Origin of the sequence: Burkholderia sp. SIMBA_051 (genome assembly GCF_046534915.1) — a bacterium.
Lineage (GTDB): Bacteria > Pseudomonadota > Gammaproteobacteria > Burkholderiales > Burkholderiaceae > Burkholderia > Burkholderia ambifaria.
Genome location: NZ_JAWRXS010001005.1, coordinates 1 through 230, shown reverse-complemented (window position 1 = coordinate 230; position 230 = coordinate 1). Strand labels below are relative to the sequence as shown.

1 protein-coding gene is annotated in these 230 nt (G+C 38.7%); it reads left to right on the top strand.

Annotated elements, in window-relative coordinates:
* Positions 1 to 230 (top strand): hypothetical protein (locus SB771_RS37515; RefSeq protein ID WP_410722345.1); only part of this gene is annotated, 230 nt, incomplete at both ends.

Sequence of the window (230 nt, the reverse complement as noted above, 5' to 3'; positions counted from 1 at the left end):
GAAAGTGGTGAGTCCATCTACCCACCAGATGAGACTCCTCGTTCTATTTCCGAAAGGGATGGTAACGCCTGCTTGCAATTAGGCGTTGCTCTTAGCATGAATCATAAACCCAATGATCAACTGGTGAAGAAGCTAGTAACAAAAAGTAATATTGATACGTTAGCGTATAGCTTTTTTGATAAAGCTCGTAATCGTTTTACCTCCTTATCATTAGAAAGTTTAATTGAAGA